The sequence below is a fragment of the Arthrobacter sp. Soc17.1.1.1 genome, from assembly GCF_036867195.1.
In the GTDB taxonomy this organism is placed as follows: Bacteria; Actinomycetota; Actinomycetes; order Actinomycetales; family Micrococcaceae; genus Arthrobacter_D.
On sequence record NZ_JBAJII010000001.1, the window covers coordinates 2,847,319 to 2,863,989 of the forward strand.

The window sequence follows — 16,671 nt, forward strand, 5'->3', positions numbered from 1 at the left end:
ATGCAGCAGGCAGGGACCGGACAGCCCACGCACTGCCCCTACTGCGCCCTCCAGTGCGCCATGACGGTCACCGCGTCGGCCACCCATGACGGCGCCCATGACGGCACCCCCGACGGAGCCCGCGTCGACGCCCGCGACTTCCCTACCAACCGTGGCGGGCTGTGCCGCAAGGGCTGGTCCGCCGCGGAGCTGCTCGACCATCCCGACCGCCTCACCGCACCGCTCCTCCGGGACGCCGACGGCGTGCTGCGGGAAGCCGCATGGGACACCGTCCTGAGCCTCATCAGCGACCGTGTCCGGAGCATCCAGGCCCGGCACGGCCGGGACGCCGTCGCGGTGTTCGGTGGCGGCGGACTCACCAACGAGAAGGCCTACACGCTCGGCAAATTCGCCCGCCTCGCGCTGCGCACGTCCCGCATCGACTACAACGGACGGTTCTGCATGTCCTCGGCGGCCGCTGCGGGCAACCGGGCGTTCGGCGTGGACCGCGGGCTCCCCTTCCCCCTCGAGGACCTCGGCGCCGCGTCCGTGGTCCTGCTCCTCGGCTCGAACGCCGCGGACACCATGCCGCCCTTCATCCAGCACCTGCGAGGCGCGCAGGCCGCGGGCGGCCTGGTCGTCGTCGACCCCCGGCGTTCCGCGACCGCCCGCCTCACCGACCAGGGCAGGGGCGTCCACCTCCAGCCGACACCCGGCACGGACCTCGTCCTGCTGCTGGGCCTGGCACACGTGGTGCTGACCGAGGGACTGGAGGACCGCCGGTTCCTCGAGGAGCGGACGAGCGGGTACGACGAGGTCGCGCGCGGCGTCGCACGGTGGTGGCCCGAACGCGTACAGAACATCACGGGTGTTCCCGCCGCCTCCCTGCGTGCCGTGGCGAGGCTCCTCGCCGCAGGCGCCCGTCGAGGTGCCGACGGTGGGCACGGTGCCTACATCCTGACCGGCCGCGGGATCGAGCAGCACGCCGACGGCACCGACACCACGACGGCCGCGATCAACGTCGCGCTGCTCCTCGGGCTGCCGGGCACGGCGCACAGCGGCTACGGGACGCTGACGGGCCAGGGCAACGGCCAGGGCGGCCGGGAGCACGGGCAGAAGGCCGACCAGCTGCCGGGATACCGGAAGATCACCGACAGGGCGGCGCGGGCCCACGTCGCCGGTGTCTGGGGTGTGCCGGAGGAGACGATCCCCGGGCCCGGCCTGCCCGCCGTCGAACTCCTCGCCTCGCTCGGCGAACCCGGCGGCACACGCTGCCTCTTCGTGCACGGTGCCAACGTCGCGGTCTCCGCGCCCGACGCCGCGACGGTCATCGAGGGCCTGCGCTCCCTCGACCTCCTCGTCGTGTCCGACTTCTTCCTGTCGGAGACCGCAGCCCTCGCGGACGTCGTCCTGCCGGTCCTGCAGTGGGCGGAGGAGGAGGGCACGGTGACGAACCTGGAGGGCAGGGTCCTGCGCCGGCGACAGGCCGTCGAGCCGCCACCGGGGGCCCGCAGCGCACTGTGGATCATGCAGGAGCTCGCACGCCTGCTGGAGGCGCCCTCCCTCTTCAGCGAGGACCCCTCCACCATGTTCGACGAGCTCGCCCGTGCCAGCGCCGGGGGTCTCGCCGACTACTCGGGGCTCGACTACGGCGTGCTCGACGGCGCCGACCCCGCGTACTGGCCGTACCCGGCGGGTAGCACGGGGACGCCGCGGCTGTTCCTCGACGCCTTCGCCCACGCCGGCGGGCGCGCCGTGCTGGTCCCCGTCGCCCCGCGGCCCGGCCCCACCGCCGCCCGCCTGCCCGCCCCGCTGCTCCTGGCGACGGGCCGGCTCCTGGAGCACTACCAGTCGGGCACCCAGACACGCCGCGTCCCCGCGCTGCTCGCGGCGCAGCCCGTCGCACGGCTCCAGCTCCACCCGTCCACCGCGCAGGACCTCGGCATCGCGCAGGGTGACCACGTCGCCGTGACGAGTGCCCAGGGCGAGGCCCGTGCGCTGGCCGACCTGACCCCCGACATCCGCCAGGACACCGTCTTCCTGGCCTTCCACTTCGCGGGCGCCGGCTCGGCGAACCGCCTGACGCGCAGCAGCACGGACCCGGTGTCCGGTATGCCCGAGTTCAAGACGACGCCCGTCGAGGTGGCGCGCCTGGCCTCCGCCCCGTACCCCCACCGCGCCGGCGGCCTGGAGGTCGGCGCATGAGCCCCTCCGGGTCCTCCGTCCCGGTCCGCGTCGTCGTCGTGGGCTTCGGGCCCGTCGCGGCGCGGCTCGTCGAACACCTCGAGCCCCTCGTCTCCGCCGGACGCGTCGCGCTGACCGTCCTCGGGCAGGAGGCCGATCCTGCCTACAACCGGGTGCTCGTCGCCGACGTCGCCGTCGGCCGTACACGCGCAGCCGCCATCGGGCTCGCGGACACGGACACCCTCCGGGCGGCGGGCATCGACGTGCGCCTCGGCGTCCGCGTCGACCGGATCGACCGGCCCTTCCGGCGCGTGCTGCTGGCCGGCGGCGAGGCGTTCGACTACGACCGGCTGGTCCTCGCGACCGGGTCACGGCCCGTCCGTCCGCGGCTCGACGGCCTGCAGGGGCCTGCCGGGTCCGACGACGAACACCCGCTCCCGCCGGGTGTCAGCTTTCTCCGGGACCTCTCCGATGCCCGGGCCGTGGCCGCCGCGCTCGCCGCGCAACAGCGGATCGTGGTGCTGGGCGGCGGCATCCTCGGCATCGAGGCCTCCCTCGCCGCAGCGGAGGAGGGCGGCCGGGTGACCCTCGTGCACCACGGCCGCTCCCCGATGCGACGGCTCCTCGGCGACGGGTCGCGGGTGCTGGCGACGGCGCTGCAGCAGGCCGGCATCACCGTCGTGGCGGGTACGTCCGCGAGGATCGAACTGAAGGACGGGCACTTCGCGGGCATCGGCCTGGAGGGCGGCACCCGGGTCGACGGCGGGGCGCTCGTACTCGCCTGCGGCGTGCGTCCACGCACCGAACTCGCCGAGGGCTGCGACCTGGCGGTCGCGGACGGCATCCTCGTGGACCACACGCTGCACGCGGTCGGCACGGACGACATCTGGGCCATCGGCGACTGCGCGGAGGTGTGCTGCCTCCGCAGCTCCTGCAGGGCATGCGCGGGCACCACCGCACCCCAGGGCCTCATCGGCCCGGGCTGGCAGCAGGCGGACGACGTCGGGGCGGCCTTCGTGGCCGAGCTGTCCGGCGACGGGACGGGCTCCACACCCGTACCCGGGCCTGGACCCGCGGCCGGCGCCGACCCCGGCGTGCGGCGCGACCCCGTCGTCGTGCTGAAGGCCCGGGGCGTCGACGCCGTGGCCGCAGGTGAGACGGACGCCGATCCCTGGACGGTGGAGCCCGGACTCACCGTGGCGGAGTGGGCCGACCCCGGGCACGGGCGCTACGCGAAGATGGTCACCCGGAACGGTGTCCTGACCGGCCTCGTCTGCGTCGGGATACCGCGCACGGGCGCCGAACTGGTCCTGCTGTTCGAGCGGGGCAGCGAGCTTCCCGCGGACCGCTCCAGCCTGCTGCGGCTCGACAGCGCCGAGGGTCTGCTGACCGCATCCCCTCCCGGGCCGGCCACCACCCTGTGCCGGTGTGCGGGCGTCACCCGGGGTACGGTCCAGGACTCCGTGACGGCCGGCTGCGCCTCCGTCCAGGACGTCTCGGCCGCCACGCGGGCCGGGACCGGGTGCGGCGGGTGCCATGACGGCATCCGGGCCGTCATCGAACAGCACTTCGCCGCGGCGGTCGCATCGTGACGAAGGCGGCGGCCCTGCAGCCATCCCGTCGGGACGCGGGCTGCCGCAGGCGGCCCGCCTCAGACGTTCAGCCGGTACCCCCGCTTGACGACCGTCTCGACCAGGGCCGGGTCGGGCAGTGACTTCCGTAGACGGTTGACGCTCATGTCGAGCGCGTGAGCCGCGCCGGCCGGGGTGAGGAGGCTCGTCAGGGCCTCGCGACTGAGGACCGCGCCGCGTGCCGACAGCAGGGCCTTGAAGAGCACGAGCTGGGCGGGTGCGAGGTCCACCTGGGCGTCGTCCACCCGCACGGACCGTCCCCGCACCTCGACCCGGCCGGAGCGTGTCCGGAGCTGCTCCACGTGGTGCTCGGCGAGGTGGTCGCAGACGAGCCGGATCAGTGCGCCCATGCGGAACCGCTCGGGGACGATCGGTGTGATGCCGGCGTCGAGCAGCGGCTGCGCCGTCACCGGACCGACGGCGGCGGCGAGGACGCCGTGCCGGAACCTGTGCACGAGATCCTCCTGCATGCCCTGCTCGGCCGCGGTGCTGAACAGGGCATCGACCGCCGGCGCGCTCGTGAAGGTGACGCAGTCGAGCTGCCCGGTGCACACGGCCTCGATGAGCCGGGGCAGGCGTTCCGAGCCCTCCGGCTTGATCCACCGGTAGGGCGTGACGGTGAGCAGTGTGGCACCGGCGTCCCGGAGCCGTTCGAGCTGGTGCTCGTCGGCGTAGGCATGCAGCTGGACGCCGATCGTGAGGCCCGCGAGGTCCTCCTGCAGCAGCTGGTCCACGAGGGTCGCCGTCGTCTCGTCGGAACTGATCCCGACGTCGTCCAGCCCCGCCGCACGCACCGCTCCCCTGGCCTTCGGACCGCGGACGTAGATCCTGCCGCTCCCGAGGACATCGAGGAGGTCGTCGCCCAGCCCCGCGGCGTCGGCCGCCTCGAACCAGCGGCGCATCCCGTACGCGGTGGTGATGAGGAAGAGGTCGGGTCGTGCCGAGACCACGGCGGCCGTGTCCGCGAGGAGCGCCACGTCCTCCGCGATCGGTGCGATCTTGAGCGCCGGAGCGTGGAAGACGGATGCGCCCCTCCGCTCGAGCGCATCGATCAGGTCGCCCGACCGGCGGTCCGATGTCACGCCGATGCGGAATCCGGCCAGCTGGCCCCCGGATCCGTCGGGACGGACGGTCTCGGTCATGATGCCAGCGACTCGGTGAGCCGTGCGAGGTGCGCGGCGCTGCCCTGCAGTTCGAGACCCACGCGCACCACCTCGCCGATCACCAGGACCGCGGGAGACTGGCAGCGTGCGGCACCTGCGGCCGTGACGATCGTGGCCAGCGTCCCCGACGTCGTCCGCTGCGACGCGCTGTACCCGCGCTCGACGACGGCGACCGGCATGTCCTGGCGCATGCCCGCCCGGCCGAGGCCCGCCACCAGTTGCGGCAGCGTCGAGACACCCATGAGCACCACGATGGTCCCGCCGAGACCGGCGAGGTGCAGATGCTCCTCGTCGGTCAGCGGCGCGTGTCCGGAGACCACGGTGAAGAGGTGGCTGACGCCGCGGTGCGTGACGGGGATCCCCGCGGCTGCCGGGACGGCGATCGACGAGCTGATCCCCGGCAGCACCGTGCAGGGCACCCTCGCCTCCAGGCACGCGGCGAGCTCCTCGCTGCCGCGTCCGAACACGAAGGGGTCGCCGCCCTTCAGGCGCACGACGTGCCGCCCTGCGAGGGCGTGCCGCACCAGGAGGGCATTGATGCCCGCCTGCGGTACGCGGTGGTGGCCGGGCAGTTTCCCGACGTCGACGAGCTCCGCCGACGGTGCGATCTCGGCCAGCGACTCCGTGGGCCCGAGCCGGTCGTAGAGGACGACGTCCGCGTCCCTCAGCGCGGCGGCAGCGTCGAGGGTCAGGAGTCCCCGGGCGCCGGGGCCGCCACCGACCAGGCTCACGTGCCCGGCCCCGGAGGCGGCCGGCTCCCGGGTCAGGAGCGTGCCGGCCTCCCGGCAGCGCTGGTGCAGGAGCCCGTCGTCGTCCGTGCCCGCTCCCTCCACCCGCACGACGAGGGTCGCACCGTCGAGCGCGCCGAGGGCCGACGCGACCGTGTCGAAGCGGTCGACGAAGGCCCCGGAGGCGCCGTACCGGGCGACGATCCGCCGTGCCGCTCCCGCCGGTCCGACGACCACCACACGGCGTCCGGTCAGGTCGATGTCGAGGTGCACGGCTCAGCCCTCCAGGCTTCCTGTTGCCGGTCCCGTCGGGACGCGGACGGGGATCACTGCTCCCAGACCCACGCGAGCGGCTCCGGCGTCGATCTCCTCCTGCGTCGCAGGGCGGCGCTGGCCCCGCTCCTCGACGAGGACGATCGACTGGTCGGCGGCCTCCGGGGCGTTCACGAAGGACCGGAAGCGGCGGAGCCTGTCGGGGTCCTTCAGGGTGGCAGCCCACTCGTCCTCGTAGTGCTCGACGTGGCGGGCCATCGCGGCCTCGAGATCCGCGGCTATCCCGAGCGAGTCGCCGACGACGACGTCGCGCACGTGGTCGAGGCCGCCGTCGAGGTCGTCCATCCAGCGCGCCGTCCGCTGCATCCGATCGGCGGTGCGGATGTAGTACATGAGGTAGCGGTCGATGTACCGGATGAGCGTCTCGCCGTCGAGGTCCTGGGCGAGGAGCTGGGCATGAGCGGGCTGGAAGCCGCCGTTCCCTCCGACGTAGAGGTTCCAGCCCTGGTCGGTGGCGATCACGCCGACGTCCTTGCTCCGGGCCTCGGCGCACTCGCGGGCACAGCCCGAGACACCCATCTTGAACTTGTGCGGGGCCCGCAGCCCGCGGTAGCGCAGCTCCAGGTCGATCGCCATCGCCACGGAGTCCTGCACGCCGAACCGGCACCACGTCGACCCCACGCAGGACTTCACGTTCCGCAGCGCCTTGCCGTAGGCCTGGCCGGACTCGAACCCGGCCTCGACGAGGATCTTCCAGATCTCCGGCAGCTGCTCCAGCCGGGCCCCGAAGAGGTCGATCCGCAGGGCGCCGGTCAGCTTCACGTACAGGCCGAACTGCTCGGCGACCTGCGCGATGACCGCGAGCTTCTGCGGCGTGATCTCGCCGCCGGGGATGCGGGGCACCACGGAGTAGGTGCCGTTGCGCTGCATGTTCGCGAGCGCGCGGTCGTTGGTGTCCTGCAGGGTCCCTCGCCCGCCGTCGAGCACGTACTCCCCGCGCTGGGTGGCGAGGATGGAGCCGATGGCCGGCTTGCAGATGTCGCAGCCGTGGCCGGCCTTCGCCTCCTCGGACGCCCCGAAGCGCTGGATGATGTCCTGGAAGGACGCGAGATCGAGGGCCTGGATGGCTTCGAACAGTTCGGGCCGCGACATCGCGAAGTGCTCGCAGATGCCCTTCGGGACCGTGCGTCCGGCCTTCGTGAGTTCGCTGTCGAGCAGCTTCTTGAGCATCGGGACGCAGGAGCCGCACTGCGTCCCGGCACGCGAGCACGCCTTGAGGGACGGTAGGTCGAGTGCGGGCCCGCCGGCGGACCCGTCCGGGCCGAGGCCGTGGACCGCCGACCGGCAGGCGCCCGCGGTCACGTTGTTGCAGGAGCAGAGGATGACGTCGTCGGGCAGGTCGGACGAGGGGGCGTCGCCTCCCGCGGCGGAGGCGAGGTAGGCGCCGGGTTCAGCGGGCAGTTCGCGTCCCAGCAGTGGCCGCAGCGCGGAGTACGGTGCGGCGTCGCCCACGAAGATACCGCCGAGGAGCGTCGTGGCGTCGTCCGTGACCACGAGCTTCTGGTACAGCCCCCTGGCGGGGTCGGCGTAGACGATCTCGAGGCTCCCGTCCGTCTCCGCGAGCGCGTCCCCGAAGCTCGCGACCTCGACGCCCGAGAGCTTGAGCTTCGTGGCGGTGTCGAAGCCGGGAAAGGTGGAGAGCCCTCCGAGGATGCCATCCGCGCAGACCTCCGCCATGGCGTTCGCCGGAGCCACCAGGCCCATGCTGACGCCCTCGTAGCTCGCCACCTCCCCGATCGCCCACACACCGGGCATCGCCGTCTCGCATGCCGCGCTGATCACCACTCCACCGCGGGGTGCCACCTCGAGCCCTGCGGCCCGGGCGAGCTCGTCCCGTGGCCGGATGCCGACGGCGAAGACCACGAGGTCGGCCGGGAGGACGGCCCCGTCGACCAGCGCCACGCCCGTGACGCAGCCGTCGCCCGTCTCGATGGCGACGGGCGCTCCTCCGCAGTGGATCCCCAGTCCCTTGGCCCTGATCAGCCGGCCGAGCGCCTGGCCGCCGCCCTGGTCGAGCTGGGCGTTCATGAGCCAGCCGGCACGGTTGACCACGGTGGATGCGGCACCGAGCTGCTGGAGCCCGCCGGCGGCCTCGAGGCCGAGGAGGCCGCCGCCGATCACGACGGCGCGCGGCTGCCTGCCGAGGCGTGCCGCCAGTCGGGCCGTCTCGGAGCGCAGCCATTGCACGTCGTCGAGGGTCCGGTAGACGGCGGCATGCTCCGCGCCCGGCAGGGGCAGGCGCACGGCGTCCGACCCCGTCGCCAGCACCACGTCGTCGTACGTGTACTTCTCGCCCGACGCGCCGTCCACGCACCGTGCCGCGAGGTCGAGGCGGACCGCCCGCTCCCCCGTCACGAGCCGGATCGCCGGTTCCCGCCACATGAGGGGCTCCCCGAGTCCGAGGTCCACGTCACCGGTCAGGGCGCTGCTCAGCGCCACCCGATCGTAGGGTGCGTGGGCCTCCTCGGTCAGGACGGTGATGTGCAGTCCCTCGGTGCCGCGCCGCCACAACGCCTCGACGAACCGGTGGGCGGCCGGCCCGCCGCCCACGACGACGATGCGCCGTTCGCGTGGCGCGGCACCGGTCTCGGCGTGCCGGGGTGATCGGGTCTCGCTCATGTGGTGCCTTCCGTCCGGACCGGGGCGCTCCCGCTGCTCTCTGCCTCCACGGTACGAACGGGCAATTTCCCGCGTGTGTCACCGATGTGTCGCAAGGTTAACTTCGGGCTCACGGGCCGGAGCGTCCACCGTGAGGCGGACGTTACCGCGGCGCAACAGCACCGGGACGTCGATGACATGTCGGCGGCCTAGCGTTGCAGGAACGCATCCGCCACCGAGGAGAACGCCCCATGACCGAGCTCATCCTGCAGCGTCCTGCCCTCTCGGAGACCTCGTGGGTCGCCGTCTGCCGCCTCGACGACCTCGAGGAGTGCTGGGGCGAGGCGGCGCTGGTGGGCCAGGAGCAGATCGCCCTGTTCCGGCTGCCCGGCGACCGGGTACACGCCGTCGGCAACATCGATCCGCGCACCGGGGCAGCCGTCATGGCACGGGGCATCGTGGGATCGCGGGGGACGGCTCCGACGATCGCCTCGCCCCTCCACAAGGAGGTCTACGACCTGGTGAGCGGGGCACGCCTGTCCGGAGGCGAGGGCCTCCGCGCCTATCCCGTGCGGTGCGTGGACGGCGTCGTCGAGGTCGACGTCGCCGCCTGAGCGGTGGACGGTGCTTCAATGGCTGGCATGACCGCGCACCGGGCACCCGACGGCCCACCTGTCCTCATCGCCTGCTCCCATGGCACCGACAACGCACAGGGTCGGCGGGAGATCGACGCCGTGCGCGCGCGGATCCAGGCGCTCCGTCCGGAGGTGGAGGTCCGCGAGGCCTACGTGGACGTGCAGCAGCCGGACCTCGTGGACGTGGTCGCGTCCCTTCCGGCGGGCCGTCCGGCGGTCATCGTGCCGCTGCTGCTCTCCGTCGGCTATCACGTCAAGGTGGATATCGCCCGGGCGGCAGCGGGCAGGCCGGGAACGGTGTCGGCCCTCCCGTTGGGTCCGGCCCCGCGGCTCGCCCGGGTGCTCCAGCAGCGGCTCACCGAGGCGGGGGTCGCCGACGCCGATCCCGTGGTGCTCGCCGCCGCGGGTTCCTCCGACGCCTGCGCCGCGGAGGATGTCGCCGAGGTACAGGCGGTCCTCGCCGAGCTCAGGACAGGCCGGGTGCGGGCAGGCTTCGGCTCGAAGGCCGTCCCTTCCGTCCCCGACGCCGTCGCGGCCCTGCGCACCGGCACGGGGACGCCCCCTGTCGCGGTGGCGTCCTACCTGCTGGCTCCGGGCTACTTCCACGACCAGCTGGCGAAGGCCGGTGCCGACGTGGTGAGCGCTCCGCTGCTCCCTAGCCCGGTGATCGCCGAGATCGCGCTGACGCGCTACGACGACGCCGTCCGGCGCCTGCTCGTCGGGTCCTCGAGCCGTGCGGCGGGCTGCGACCGACCGTGCCGGGCGCAGGTCTCGTCGTGCGTCCGCAGCGGCAGCGCCCGCGTGGACTGACGGCGGCCGGGCGGCCCACGCGTCGCTGGAGGGCTTCAGCCCGGCATGCCCGCCGCGGCTCGTGCGGCGGCCTCGACACGGCTCGCATACCGCGCCCGCTCCTCGGCGCCGAGATCCCCGAGATTGGGATCGCCCGGCCCGCGGCCGATCGATCCGTCGATGAGTTCGCGCAGGATGTCGGCGTGTCCCGCGTGCTGGGCGATCTCGGAGATCACATGGACGAGGACCGTGTGGAGGGTGACCTCGCGCCGCTCCTCGGGCCACCACGGCACGGTGCCCCGCGCGTCGAGCGGCAGTGCCTCGATGGTGGCATCACTGTGGGCGGCCGAGAAGTGATGGAGGGCGAGGATGGCGTCACGGGACTCATTGGGCGTCGCCCACATGTCCGCCTCGGGCTCGGCGTCCTCGCCCAGCCAGGGGAACGACCGCTCACCGGGACGCCCGAAGACCTCCCCGAAGTACTCGAGCTGCACAGACGCCACGTGTTTCACGAGCCCGAGCAGGTTGGTACCCGAGGGCACCAGGGGCCGGCGGAGGTCGTACTCGCCCAGCCCCTCGAGCTTCCCCGCGAGGTCGGCGCGTCGTCGCTGCAGGTACAGGAGAAGGGTCGCCTTCTGCTGGTCCTGATCGTCGTCCGGTCTGCTGGTGTCCATGCGGGCACTGTAGCCGGGCAGGGCAGGCGGCGTCGGGAGACCCTCCGGACGGCGGTCCGTCAGACGGCGGGCTCGAGGGACAGGCGGTCCTGCACGGTCGCGGCGAGTTCCTCGGCGATGCGCTGCGCGGTCGCGATGTCGGTCGCCTCGACCATCACCCGCACCACCGGCTCCGTGCCGGACGGACGCAGCAGCACGCGGCCGGTCTCGCCGAGCAGGGCCTCGGCCTCACGCACGGCATTCTGCACCCCCTCGTCGGAGTTGGCCGCGGTGCGGTCCACGCCCCGCACGTTGATGAGCACCTGCGGCAGCCTCGTCATGACCGCCGCGAGTTCCTTCAGGCTCCGGCCGGTACCGGTGATGCGTGCCGCGAGCTGCAGCCCGGTGAGCACGCCGTCACCCGTGGTCGCGTGGTCGGCGAAGATCACGTGCCCGGACTGCTCGCCACCGAGGCTGTAGTCGCCGTCGCGCATCCCCTCGAGGACGTAGCGGTCGCCCACTGCGGTCTCCTTGATGGTGATGCCGGCCTCACGCAGGGCGATCTTCAGTCCGAGGTTGCTCATCACGGTGGCCACGAGCGTGTCCTCCCTGAGCTTCCCGGCGTCCCTCATGGCCAGCGCCATGACGGCCATGATCTGGTCGCCGTCCACCACGGTGCCCTCGTGGTCCACGGCGAGGCAGCGGTCGGCGTCGCCGTCGTGGGCGATGCCGAGATCGGCACCGTGCTCGACGACGGCCGCCTGCAGCTTCTCGAGGTGGGTGGAGCCGTAGCCGTCGTTGATGTTGACGCCGTCGGGGGCGGCGCCGATGACCACGATGTCCGCACCGGCGTTCCGGAAGACCTCGGGCGAGCAGCCGCTCGCTGCTCCGTGCGCACAGTCGATGACGACCTTCAGTCCATCGAGCCGGTTCGGGAGGGTCTGGAGCAGGTGGACCACATAGCGGTCCTCGGCGTCGGCGAAGCGCTGGATGCGTCCCACGTCGCCGGCCACCGGACGGCGCACGGGGTTGGCCATCTCGGCCTCGATGGCGTCCTCGAGGGCGTCGCTGAGCTTGTTGCCACCGCGGGCGAGGAATTTGATGCCGTTGTCCGGTGCCGGGTTGTGCGAGGCGGAGATCATGACGCCGAAGTCGGCGTCGAGGTCGGCCACGAGGAAGGCAGCGGCAGGCGTGGGCAGCACGCCGGCGTCGTACACGTCCACACCGGAACTCGCCAGACCGGCCTCGACAGCAGCCGCAATGAAGTCACCGCTGATGCGGGGATCGCGGGCGATCACCGCCGTGGGGCGGCGTCCGCCGTCGACGGCGTCATGACCGAGGACGACAGCTGCTGCCTGGGCCAGCTGCAGGGACAGTTCGGCCGTGATCAGGCCGTTGGCCAGGCCGCGCACACCATCGGTGCCGAATAACTTGCTCATCGTTGATCATCCTAGGTGAAGAACAGCAAACCGCTACGGGTGATACTCATGAGGTTAAAGCACGATGCCCGTCCGGAAGCCCGGACGGGCATCAGCGCGTGTCCCCACATAACGAAAGAATGTGACCCAGCCCGCGCCCTGGAGCGTGGAGCCAAGAGGCAATTTTCGCCGAGGGGACCCGAGCGGAATCGCGCCTGCGATTCCGCTCGGGGAAGGCGAAAATTACCTCTTGGAGTACTGAGGCGCCTTGCGTGCCTTCTTGAGACCGGCTTTCTTACGCTCGATGACGCGGGCGTCACGGGTCAGGAAGCCTGCCTTCTTGAGGGCGGGGCGGTTGTTCTCGCGGTCGATCTCGTTCAGCGTGCGCGCCACACCGAGGCGGAGGGCACCGGCCTGGCCGGAGGGTCCACCACCGTGGATGCGGGCGATGACGTCGTAGGCGCCGTCGAGCTCGAGGAGCTTGAAGGGGTCGTTGACTTCCTGCTGGTGCAGCTTGTTCGGGAAGTAGTCGGCGAGCTCGCGCCCGTTGACGATCCACTTGCCGGTGCCGGGGACGAGGCGCACGCGGGCGACAGCTTCCTTGCGGCGTCCGACGGCTCCGCCGCCGACGGTCAGCGCGGGACGCTCCTTGACGGCCGTCTCGCCACCTTCGGTGGACTCTGAGGTGTAGCTCGTGAGCTCCTCAGTCGATTCATTCAGCTCTTCAGTGTTCTGAGCCACGGTTCTCCTTGAAGTGATTTCTTAGTACTGGTGGCCAGGACTACTGGGCGACCTGGGTGATTTCGAACGTCTGGGGCTGCTGCGCGGCGTGGGGGTGCTCGGCGCCGCGGTAGACCTTCAGCTTGCCGATCTGCTGGGCGGCGAGCGAGTTCTTGGGAAGCATGCCGCGGATAGCCTTCTCGACTGCGCGCTCCGGGTTCTTGTCCAGGAGTTCCACGTAGCTGGTCGACTTCAGGCCGCCCGGGTAACCCGAGTGGCGGTAGGCGCGCTTCTGCTCGAGCTTGGAGCCGGTGAGGGCAACCTTCTCGGCGTTGATGATGATGACGAAATCGCCCATGTCCATGTGGGGAGCGAAGGTCGGCTTGTGCTTACCGCGGAGCAGGATTGCGGTCTGGCTGGCAAGACGGCCGAGGACGACGTCGGTTGCATCGATTACGTGCCACTGGCGGTTGATGTCGCCTGGCTTCGGGGTGTACGTACGCACGGTTATGGCCTTCGTTTCTATTTCGGTGTCGCCCGCATCCACGGAGATCTCCGTACCCGCGGGCTCAGCTTATTCATGCGCTACCGGAACTTCAGGTGAGGGCTGAAATACGACCAGTCATCCCGTGAATCTCGGCTCCGCCTCCGGGCCAGGTGGTTCTGCAACTGAACCGCTCCGTGAGGCGCAGACGTATCGAGAAGGGATACGCACAACGACTTCCAAGGATAGCGTGCCGCGCTGCCATGGGTCAAAATGAGCCGGCGCCCGTGGAACTGCTGGATAGGATGGCCGGAAAAGAGGCCGGGGGTTCTAGGTGGGCATGGGGACGCAGAGCACGCGACGTCCCGCATCCGTCGGCATCCGGCTCGGTCTCTGGCTCGCGGCCGTGATCGTCGTCGCCGTCGCACTCCTCCTGTGCCCGGGCGTCGCCTCCGACGCAGCACTGCGGGCCTCCCCGCGTGCCGCCTCCGCGTCGGCGGAGCTCTCCGTACCGGCGGGCCCCGACACCGATCGACGGCTGCAGGCCGCCCCGGCACTCACCACCCTGTCGTCGTCGCTCGCAGTGCGCGAGTGGTCGGCGAGCGCAGCGGTCGACGTCGTCGCCTCGGGCGGTTCTGCCGTGAACCTCCCCGCGGACCTCCGCGTGACGGCGGTGGGCTGGCGGGCCGATGATGCCGGGCCGGTTGCCGACGGCGCGATACCCGTGACCGTCGGGGGCGCGTCGGCGGAGCGCTTTGGGCTAGCGGACGGAGACACGCTGGCGGTGACGGGGACGCAGGGCACACTGCGCCTGCGTGTGGCGGGAACCTCGCCGGAGGGCCCCGATGCGGCGCTCCTGGACAGGGCGGCCGGCGACGCCGCGAGCACGGGGCTGGTCCTCGGCGTCCCCGCTGCCGACCTCTCGCACTTCTCCGCTCCGGCGAGCGTCGGCCTCCAGTTCACCCTGCCGGACGACCCGTCAGCCGGGGCCGCGGGCAGCACGGCCGAACGGCTCGAGAGCCTTCCCTCAGATCTGGGGCAGCAGGGCACCGCGCCGGAGGGCGTCACGCTGACCGGCGACCTGCCCTCGGTCCTCACGGAGGTCGCCGCGTCCCACCGGATGACGCAGAACCTCGCGCTCAACGGGCTGGTCCTCGTGGCTCTGCTCGGGGCAGTTGCCGGTGTCCACCTGCGGCGAGGCCCTCGAGAGACCGTCACAGGCCTGCCGTTCGGTCGCCTCGTCGTGGCGGCATCGATCGGCACCGCAGGCCTCGCCCTCGTTCTTCCCCATCTCATGGACAGCGGAGACCTGCCGCCCCTGTCCGTCGCGCCGGCCGTCGTGGTGTCCGTGGGTTCCCTGCTCGTGGCGGCGCTCCTCGTGCGTGTCGCTGCGGCCGTCCGTCGTCGTCGCGATGCCCGCAGCTGGGAGCCGGAGTCCCCTGTGCCCGGGACGACCGGCCGGACCCTGCAGCGGTCCATCGTGGTCTTCGCCGTGGTGCTGACGGTCGGTGCCGGAACCCTCGCCGGTATGGTCGTGGGGACCACGAACGCCGCCGCACGTTCGGCGGCCGCACTGACCAACGGGGGCGACGTGCGGATCGTGGTGCCCGCAGGCACGGACGCCGCCGACGTGCCGCTGCCCGAAGACACACCCTCGTCCCGGGTACTGCGCACACCCGGCACGATGGGCGGGACGGCTTTGGAAGTGGTTGCCGCCGACGCGGCTTCGCTGTCGGCCGTGCTCCCCCGGGATGCAGGCCTCGACGCCGGGCCGCTGGGAGACGAGCTGCTTACAGCGATCCCGGCACCCGAGCCGGCACTCGATCTGCAGCCGTCCGCGCGCCAGGTGCGCCTCCAGCTGACCACCGGGCCGCTCGGCGAGCCCGCGGCCGGCCCGGCGTCCGCCCTGCGCGTCGGGGTCGCGGCGTGGCTCGAGCGTGAGGACGGCACGCTCCGAAGGATCCCCGCGGGGACGCTCTCGCTCGCTGCGGACCAGACCCAGCAGCATTCGCTGTCCTTCTCGATCCCCGAGGGCCTGCGGGCAGAGGCGATCGCGGCGCTGGACTTCGTGGTGACGCCGTCCGGGGGATCATCGATGCCCGCCAGTGCAGGGTTCTCCCTGACGCTGGTGCGCTCCTCGTCGGATGCTGGGATCGGCTCCGGTGAGAGCCGTTTCGCGGCCGCGTCGGGCCTCGCCGTCGTGCCGTCGCTTCCCGGAACCGTGGAGGCGGGCGTGGCGGATCCGGAGGACGGTGCAGGCTTCAGTGTGGCCACCCTGCCGGATGGACCGTTGACGGTCCGGCTCGCCACGCGTGCCACCCGCAGTCCCGTACCCGTCGCTGTCACCTCGTCGATCGGTGCGCAGGAGGGCGATGCGCTCGAACTCGTGGTCGGCGACACCGCGCTCGCTGCCGTCGTCGCCTCTGTCCATCCCGCGCTACCCGGTGTCACGGGCGGGACGGGCGCGCTCGCGGATCTCCGGACCGCCTCCCATGCGTTGCTGGTCACGGAGAACGGCCCTGCCGAGCCGTCCGAGTACTGGGTCCCGGCAGCGGACGCGGAGTCGATCGCTGCCTCCCTCGGTGCTTCGGTGCCGGAGGGATCGGTGGTCACGACGGCGGCCGTCGATCCGCTGGGTGCACCTCTCGCCCCCCTCGCGTGGCTGATCCTGGTGCTCTGTCTGCTGGCGGCTCTTACGGTCATCCTGCCGGCACCCCTGGCAGGTGCGAGTGGTCCCCGGAGCGCCGAGGATCCGAGGCCACGGGCGGCGCGGGGTCCGACGGCGAGCGCGACGCGTCGATGGACGGTCGTGCCGCTGGCCCTCGGGAGCGTCGTCCCGGGTCTCGTGCTCGGCGGTGTCGGGGCCCTTGCTGCTTTCGGGACCGTCCAGGGTGCAGGGACCCTGCCGGTTGGGCGCGGCATCCTCCCCCTGCTGTCGCCGGATCCCGCGATCCTGTCGGCAACGTTCCTCGGAGGTGTTGTGCTCGTCGTCGTCGGGTTCCTTGGTGGCGGCACCGCAGCCGGCCGTTCGGACCGGCACGACCGTCAGGGCGATCCACAGGGGTCGGACAGCCCGGCCGGCACGCCTCCGACTATGCACGCCACGAGCACCTAGCGAGCTGTACGCCTGGTACATCCGGCGGTGGGACCGATCCGTTGCGTCGTCCGACCCTGCTTCTGTCCGCATACGTCGTGCCCGGTTCGTGAAACCGAGCTTGACGGCAGCGCGGGCGCAGATTCTGCGCAGGGACAGTGCAATAGTGCGAGCGTTCGATCAGGATCAGGGCAGGGACGGTCCTGCGTGTCCGGGGGTTGCTAGCTTTCTGGCAGTGCTGGCGCTGGGCCAGCCGCACCGT

General features: G+C 72.1%; 12 protein-coding genes. 5 read left to right on the forward strand and 7 right to left on the reverse strand.

Annotation, left to right across the window (positions count from 1 at the left end):
* Both V6S67_RS13130 and V6S67_RS13135 read left to right on the forward strand, forming a co-directional pair.
* The gene (locus V6S67_RS13130) at positions 1 to 2,184 is read left to right on the forward strand and encodes a molybdopterin oxidoreductase family protein (protein ID WP_334210663.1); all 2,184 of its coding nucleotides are present in this window, start codon (positions 1 to 3) and stop codon (positions 2,182 to 2,184) included.
* Positions 2,181 to 3,755 carry an FAD-dependent oxidoreductase gene (locus tag V6S67_RS13135; RefSeq protein WP_334210664.1) on the forward strand — a complete coding sequence of 525 codons (1,575 nt, stop codon included), beginning with the start codon at positions 2,181 to 2,183 and terminating at the stop codon, positions 3,753 to 3,755. Before V6S67_RS13130 ends, V6S67_RS13135 begins: the two co-directional genes overlap by 4 nt.
* 59 nt (positions 3,756 to 3,814) lie before the next feature.
* On the opposite strand, the gene V6S67_RS13140 is transcribed toward V6S67_RS13135, so the two are convergent.
* The 3 genes from V6S67_RS13140 to nirB are packed head-to-tail and all read right to left on the reverse strand — an operon-like array spanning position 3,815 to position 8,637.
* Positions 3,815 to 4,936 (reverse strand): uroporphyrinogen-III synthase, encoded by a 1,122-nt coding sequence (locus V6S67_RS13140; protein ID WP_334210665.1) that lies wholly within the window; start codon positions 4,934 to 4,936, stop codon positions 3,815 to 3,817.
* The gene (gene cobA, locus V6S67_RS13145) at positions 4,933 to 5,958 is read right to left on the reverse strand and encodes a uroporphyrinogen-III C-methyltransferase (protein WP_334210666.1); all 1,026 of its coding nucleotides are present in this window, start codon (positions 5,956 to 5,958) and stop codon (positions 4,933 to 4,935) included. The genes V6S67_RS13140 and cobA overlap by 4 nt, the downstream gene beginning before the upstream one ends.
* 3 nt (positions 5,959 to 5,961) lie before the next feature.
* On the reverse strand, positions 5,962 to 8,637 hold the full coding sequence (nirB, locus tag V6S67_RS13150; RefSeq protein WP_334210667.1) for a nitrite reductase large subunit NirB: 2,676 nt from the start codon (positions 8,635 to 8,637) through the stop codon (positions 5,962 to 5,964).
* A gap of 230 nt (positions 8,638 to 8,867) precedes the next feature.
* Here nirB and nirD point away from each other — a divergent pair, with 230 nt between their 5' ends.
* Together nirD and V6S67_RS13160 are read left to right on the forward strand one after the other, a co-directional pair.
* Entirely contained in the window at positions 8,868 to 9,230 is a 363-nt protein-coding gene (nirD, locus tag V6S67_RS13155; RefSeq protein WP_334210668.1) for a nitrite reductase small subunit NirD, read from the forward strand.
* Positions 9,231 to 9,248: 18 nt separating this feature from the next.
* Complete coding sequence (locus V6S67_RS13160) at positions 9,249 to 10,061, forward strand: sirohydrochlorin chelatase (protein ID WP_334210669.1); 813 nt, start codon at positions 9,249 to 9,251, stop codon at positions 10,059 to 10,061.
* 35 nt (positions 10,062 to 10,096) lie between these two features.
* Here the strand turns inward: V6S67_RS13160 and V6S67_RS13165 are convergent, their stop codons facing one another.
* The 4 genes from V6S67_RS13165 to rplM form a co-directional block, all read right to left on the reverse strand.
* On the reverse strand, positions 10,097 to 10,714 hold the full coding sequence (locus tag V6S67_RS13165; RefSeq protein WP_334210670.1) for a DinB family protein: 618 nt from the start codon (positions 10,712 to 10,714) through the stop codon (positions 10,097 to 10,099).
* A gap of 59 nt (positions 10,715 to 10,773) precedes the next feature.
* Positions 10,774 to 12,132: a phosphoglucosamine mutase gene (gene glmM, locus V6S67_RS13170; protein WP_334210671.1), complete on the reverse strand. Its 1,359-nt coding sequence runs from the start codon at positions 12,130 to 12,132 to the stop codon at positions 10,774 to 10,776.
* A gap of 222 nt (positions 12,133 to 12,354) precedes the next feature.
* A complete protein-coding gene (gene rpsI, locus V6S67_RS13175) occupies positions 12,355 to 12,852 on the reverse strand; it encodes a 30S ribosomal protein S9 (protein ID WP_334210672.1) in 498 nt (165 codons plus the stop codon).
* A 40-nt stretch (positions 12,853 to 12,892) separates the two neighbouring features.
* On the reverse strand, positions 12,893 to 13,336 hold the full coding sequence (gene rplM, locus V6S67_RS13180) for a 50S ribosomal protein L13 (RefSeq protein WP_334210673.1): 444 nt from the start codon (positions 13,334 to 13,336) through the stop codon (positions 12,893 to 12,895).
* 319 nt (positions 13,337 to 13,655) lie between these two features.
* Between rplM and V6S67_RS13185 the strand changes: the two genes are divergently transcribed.
* Positions 13,656 to 16,430, forward strand: coding sequence for a hypothetical protein (locus V6S67_RS13185; protein ID WP_334210674.1), 2,775 nt, complete (start codon positions 13,656 to 13,658; stop codon positions 16,428 to 16,430).
* Positions 16,431 to 16,671: the final 241 nt, after the last annotated feature.

Bases quoted from the DNA above. Each gene is read 5' to 3' on its own strand.
- V6S67_RS13130 (WP_334210663.1), top strand. From the start codon at position 1: ATGCAGCAGGCAGGGACCGGACAGCCCACGCACTGCCCCTACTGCGCC.
- nirB (WP_334210667.1), bottom strand. From the start codon at position 8,637: ATGAGCGAGACCCGATCACCCCGGCACGCCGAGACCGGTGCCGCGCCA.
- glmM (WP_334210671.1), bottom strand. From the start codon at position 12,132: ATGAGCAAGTTATTCGGCACCGATGGTGTGCGCGGCCTGGCCAACGGC.
- V6S67_RS13160 (WP_334210669.1), top strand. From the start codon at position 9,249: ATGGCTGGCATGACCGCGCACCGGGCACCCGACGGCCCACCTGTCCTC.
- nirD (WP_334210668.1), top strand. From the start codon at position 8,868: ATGACCGAGCTCATCCTGCAGCGTCCTGCCCTCTCGGAGACCTCGTGG.
- V6S67_RS13140 (WP_334210665.1), bottom strand. From the start codon at position 4,936: ATGACCGAGACCGTCCGTCCCGACGGATCCGGGGGCCAGCTGGCCGGA.
- V6S67_RS13135 (WP_334210664.1), top strand. From the start codon at position 2,181: ATGAGCCCCTCCGGGTCCTCCGTCCCGGTCCGCGTCGTCGTCGTGGGC.
- V6S67_RS13185 (WP_334210674.1), top strand. From the start codon at position 13,656: ATGGGGACGCAGAGCACGCGACGTCCCGCATCCGTCGGCATCCGGCTC.
- V6S67_RS13165 (WP_334210670.1), bottom strand. From the start codon at position 10,714: ATGGACACCAGCAGACCGGACGACGATCAGGACCAGCAGAAGGCGACC.